The sequence below is a fragment of the Acidobacteriota bacterium genome (assembly GCA_040752675.1).
Classification (GTDB): Bacteria; Acidobacteriota; Polarisedimenticolia; order JBFMGF01; family JBFMGF01; genus JBFMGF01.
In genome coordinates this window covers 1-5,270 of record JBFMGF010000067.1, presented here as the reverse complement: position 1 = coordinate 5,270, position 5,270 = coordinate 1, and the positions used below count along the sequence as shown (strand labels likewise).

The 5,270-nt window shown below is 49.7% G+C and carries 6 protein-coding genes; all 6 read right to left on the bottom strand.

The genetic code is table 11. The features are described from left to right. On the bottom strand, nucleotides 1-237 hold a 237-nt coding region (locus tag AB1756_06975), incomplete at its 3' end, for a hypothetical protein (protein MEW5807070.1). A 22-nt stretch (nucleotides 238-259) separates the two neighbouring features. Next, complete coding sequence (locus tag AB1756_06970) at nucleotides 260-1,096, bottom strand: cytochrome b/b6 domain-containing protein (GenBank protein ID MEW5807069.1); 837 nt, start codon at nucleotides 1,094-1,096, stop codon at nucleotides 260-262. A 37-nt stretch (nucleotides 1,097-1,133) separates the two neighbouring features. Continuing rightward, a complete protein-coding gene (locus AB1756_06965; GenBank protein MEW5807068.1) occupies nucleotides 1,134-2,381 on the bottom strand; it encodes a cytochrome c3 family protein in 1,248 nt (415 codons plus the stop codon). Next, the gene (locus AB1756_06960) at nucleotides 2,378-3,745 is read right to left on the bottom strand and encodes an NAD(P)/FAD-dependent oxidoreductase (protein MEW5807067.1); all 1,368 of its coding nucleotides are present in this window, start codon (nucleotides 3,743-3,745) and stop codon (nucleotides 2,378-2,380) included. Before AB1756_06960 ends, AB1756_06965 begins: the two co-directional genes overlap by 4 nt. Before the next feature lie 130 nt (nucleotides 3,746-3,875). Beyond that, entirely contained in the window at nucleotides 3,876-4,694 is an 819-nt protein-coding gene (locus AB1756_06955; protein MEW5807066.1) for a hypothetical protein, read from the bottom strand. A gap of 63 nt (nucleotides 4,695-4,757) precedes the next feature. Further along, a complete protein-coding gene (locus AB1756_06950) occupies nucleotides 4,758-5,069 on the bottom strand; it encodes a hypothetical protein (protein MEW5807065.1) in 312 nt (103 codons plus the stop codon). Nucleotides 5,070-5,270 lie beyond the last annotated feature (201 nt).

The following is a 5,270-nucleotide window of genomic DNA, read 5'->3' as shown; positions in this document are numbered from 1 at the left end:
CTTCTCTTCAAAATGTTTCCTGGCTAGCTCCAGTTCGATCCATTCCGGTTCCTGAGGTTCGACTGCCCTGCTCTCTCGCACTTCACCACTTTGGCTTTGTTTCACGGGAAGGGGCTTTTTGATGATGGGCACGCCATCTTTTCTGGCATAATTGAAAGAAAAACCCAACATGACTCCGAGCAGGGTGATGAGGATAGCGTCGTAGATCACCTTTCCTTTTCCTTCTGGACCTACCATGGCATTTCCCTCCTGGCGGAGCTCACCGGGGTTTCTCTGAAGAAATGAGGTTGGCCGCCTGTTCACTGGCCTTCTTCATCTGAAGTCTCTCCCTGGCGATCCTCTCGTATTCCAGAGGATGATGATGCTTCAGATCCCGGCCGCTGATCTGGCCATTGAGCCAAATCCAGCTCATGGGGAAGGCTTCTGGATTCAGATGAACATTATACATATGCCAGATGATGATCGCCAAAAACGCCAGGATGGCTTCAAAGCCATGGATGACCCGGATGATATCAAGAACGAATTTCGGGAAGAGAGCGATGCTGGTTTCTTCGAACCAGAGGAAGAAGCCGGTGGTGATCATAATGATATTTCCCCAAACCACCGCCATGTATTCGAACTTTTCGATGAAGTTGTATTTCCCGAATTTTGGCCTTTCGTTGAACAGAAATTGCTGATGCCGGTCCAGAAAGCTTTTCAGAATCCCCTTCCTGTGGAGAAACGATATCAAGCCGATGTTGTGCATGAAGAGAGCGGAGGCATCGTAGATATCCTTTGGCTTCGGCATCATCTCTTTCGCGAAGCGATTCCCCTCTTCTGAAAAGACAATATAGAAAATATGGTAGACGCTGACGCCGATCAGGAACATGGCGGCGATTCTATGAAGCAGACCCCGAACCCAGAAGCTGTACTGGAAAAAGAAGATGTAGCGCATCACCTTCATCTCCGGAAAGAGGAGCGGAAATCCGGTGAGGATCAGCAAGATGAAGCTCCCCGCCAGGATGATATGCTGCACCCTCTGGGACAGAGGCATCCTCTCAAATATTTCATCATCATCAATGATTCCTTCCAGCCCTTTCGTATCGATCTTTTCCATCTCCCTGTTCCTTCTGGGAACTCCTTTTCTTACCCCGTCAGGATTTGACTTCCAGAAATCGCTTCCGGAATCGAGCAAAAAGATCGGACAGGATGAAGATAAAGAACGTGCCGATCAAAAGCACGATGAAGGCAATGTAAAACTTCCTGACATAATAGGCGATGATGTTGCTCTCTTTTCCAGCCCAATCATGAACATTTCCTCTGGCGAAATTGATCCCGGCCCTGGGGTGGCAACTCCCGCAGGTTTCTGGGATATTGGAGGGGTGGATTGAGGATTTGGGATCGGTGGAGGGCCGAATGTTATGGTATCCATGACAGCTTGCGCAATTGGCCACGGTGACATCTCCGTACTTCAAAGCTACGCCATGGTAGCTTCCCAAAAATGTCTTCAGCCGGGAGCTGGAGAGCCCATACTCCATAGAAATCCTTTCATCATCATGGCACTGGGAGCAGAGTTGAGCAATGTGGGTGGTGTAGACGGAAGACTCCGGGTGGATGGAAGCCTTGATATTGTGTTCCATGTGACAGTCTGTGCAGACCGGCACATCTTCGTTTCCTTGCAGGTAATCCTCGCCGTGAACCCCCTCGACGTAGTCGATATAAATCCCGGCATGGCATTTCCCGCACGTCTTTGGAACCATCATCCGATGAACCGTGGATTGGGGGTCTCTGTGCGACAAGATCAGATGACTTCCGTGACAAGCGCTGCAGACGGCGGTGATGGTGAGCCCTGCCATGGTGAGAGCTCGGCCATGAACGCTCTCCTTGAACTGCTTGATGAACTCCTCCCCCTTGATGTGATATTTTTCCGCTATCCTGATATCGGCATGACAGCGTATGCAGGTCTCCGGCTGATGAAGGGGATGCATCCGGGAACGCGGATCGCTCACCTTCAGAATATCGTGAGTTCCGTGACAATCCGCACAGTCAGCCGTATCTTTCCCTGTCTCAGAGACAACGGCATGAATGCTCTTGGAAAGATCCTTCGCTTCCCGGTCATGGCAGGCTCCGCACTCAACTCTGTTCAAAGGAGAAAGATGGGGATAATCCTCCACTCCCTCCAGATCGTTGTGACAATCGGTGCAGGCCATTCCCGTCTCCCCATGGACGGATCCCTCGTACTGACCCTGATCCACAGAGAGTCTCCCCTCACCGCTTTCCCTCGGACTGGGATTACCATGACACAGGAGGCAGTCATCCTGGCTCGATCCGAAGGCAAAAGCAAGATTCGCTAAGATTAAAACAGTGAACCCCACCCGACAGAATAGGAAAATCCTGCTCATCTCAAAATCGAAACAACCCCCTTCCCCGCCAGAACCCCTGTGGCTGAGGCATTGATCAGATCCCTCGAGAGACCTGCTCCATCACCAGCTACGAAGAGCCGCTTGATACTGGTCTGCATCCGGGCATCCACCTCCATCTTCATCGCATAATATTTGATCTCCGGGGCATAGAGGAGTGTGGAATCGGAAGCCACGCCCGGAATGATGGTATCGAGGATGTCCAGCCCCTCCAGGATGTCGGTCACGATTCTGTGAGGAAGAGCCATAGAAATGTCCCCCGGGGTGATGTCTGTCAGAGTCGATTTCAGATAGTTTCTTGAGATCCGAGCCTGGTTGGATCTCCTCCCCCGCCTCAAATCTCCCAGCCTTTGAATGATCGGTTTCCTTCCCCCGATCGTTGTGGCCATCAAAGCCACACTCCTCCCATATTGGGATGTATTCTCGATCGGTTCCGTCAATTCAACGCGGACCAGGAAGGCGAAGTTCGTGTTGGAGGAGATCTTCCCTTTGAAGGAGTGCCCATTCACCCCCACATAATCGTTGTAAGTCTCTTTGACGACGAAGCCCCCATCGTTGGTGCAGAAGGTCCGGATGAAGTCATCATAGGTTCTGGTCCGGATGTGAAACTTCGGATCTCGGTTGATCTTCGTGACCGGCTCCATGACGATCTTCGGAACCTCCACCCGGACACCGATATCGATCGGTCCATGGCGGGCTTTCAATCCTATCTCAGCGGCCAGTGCTTCCATCCAGCTCGATCCCGCCCGCCCGGGAGCCAGGATGACAGCTTGTGAGGAAATCCTTTTACCATTCTCACAGATCACTCCCCGACATTTTTCTTGATCGATAATCAAGCCCTCCACGTGGTGCCTCAGGAGGAATTCCACATTCTTTCCGATCAGGGTATCCCTGAAATTCTGAATCAACTCAAATGCTTTATCCGATCCGATGTGTCTCTGGGGAATCTCGATGAAGGTCGCTCCCGTTGCGGCGGCTTTTCTCTTGAGGAATTCTACCTCCTCCGCATCAGGACGCAGGATTTCCTCGGGAGCTCCATAGATCAGGAATTGATCATCAACGTACTGGACAAGGGACCAGGCCTCCTCCTGGTCTTTCGTATACTCCGAGAGATCCCCTCCGATGTCGGGCCTCAGATTCAGTGTCCCATCGGAAAAGATCCCGGCGCCCCCCACACCCGAGATCCACTCAATCTTCTCTGATCCATCGGCGCTGTTCTTCTTGTGGGTGAGGGATCCTCGTTCGTGGACATCCCCACCTCGGTCGATGATCAGGGCCCTCAACCCGCTCTGAGCCACTTCAAGAGCGGCGAAGAGACCGGCAGGTCCGGCACCGACAATGATCACATCATAGCTCTTTCTTCCGGTCGCTTGATTTTTTTTCGAAGTCTTCTTTATGACGCGGCCTCCTCAAAAACGCTCTCTTCCTTGAATCTTTTTGCTCATTCTGATCAGGTCCCATTTGAAGAGTTCCCTACTATATCATTTCTCCTTGAATTCCGACACGGAGGAAATGGTGAGCATGTACATCTTTACCCTTCACTTTCACTTTAAACTGCCAGGTCTCATCACTCCACCGCTCTTTGCCTTTAGCATCTGAAGCTTTTACCTTCCAGTAGTAGATGGTATTATCCTGAAGAGGTGTAGTTGGGGAGTAGATGCTGGTAGTTAAGTCTGGCACTTCCTTCTTAGTGGTAAAGTCACTCCTGGTATCATACCACAGAGTGTAAGTTACTGCATCCCCATTTGGGTCAATAGCATCCTGCCAGTCAAAGGTTGGCTTAAGGGTATTCACTGTTAAATTGTTAATAGGAGAAACTAAAGAAAAAGTGCCGGGAGGGTTGTTAGTACTGCCTATAGAAATGGTGATGAGCCGATCAGCGTTATCAAAGTCGTTAGGATAATGATAGCTTGAACCAGAACGGTCATAGATGAGTGGCCGCATCTGTGCTGTACCTTCTTTTATAGCCTTGAGCCTGAAGGTGTAAGAAACATCTCCACCAGCATTCTGTCTATAGATTGCATTATTGGTAGCTCCAGAAGGTTTGCTATAGGTAACACTGATGGACTGAATCTGAAGCAGACTGGGATCAACATTAAGGAAGTGGGCTATCTCGTCAAATTCTGTAGCAGTGGAGGCAACAACCGTAATATCAAACTCCTGACCCAGGGCAACTGATGAAGGGGCAGTAATAGAAGTAGTGTTATTTCTGGCCTGAGAAATTAGCTTTTCCACATAGAGCTGTTGAGTAACCGTCGCTGAGGGGGTAGATTCGCTGTCCTTAGTAATCTCCACCTTAAAATCTCGCTTGGTATCATGGGCGCTTTTAGTCCGAGTAATCTCCACCAGATAGAAGACCTATTTAAATGCCCCTGCGGAAATATTACCAATATTCTGGCTTGTCGGTTGGGTTGAGGCTAAGTTAATGTAGTCGTTGGCAGTAGTCCAGCTAAAAGCAGCAGTAACATCAGTAGCCACAGTAGTACTGTTATTGGCAATTCTTATCTGTACCAGAAACTGATTCGGTCCTTCAGTAGTTGGCTTATTGCTGTCCAGCCCGATGATGTGCCAGGATTTGATTTCGGCTGTTAGATTGGCAGAAGCTACACTCTGAAACCCAATTAATCCTATGCACATTACCACTACCCCCAATATTCCCCTACTTTTCATAACTTACTACCTCCTCTTTTTACATAGCTAAGACTTCTGCAAAATGCAAGATTTGGTAGCCGCAGATTTTAATCTTCATTCTCCTTCTTTCTCATTGGAAAGTTCCAGATACTCTCTCACCAGACTCAAACTCATCTCCAGGGTCCGCGAGATCTCTTCCGGCTTCAGCTTCTTGCTCAACGTCAAAACCTTCCGATACGC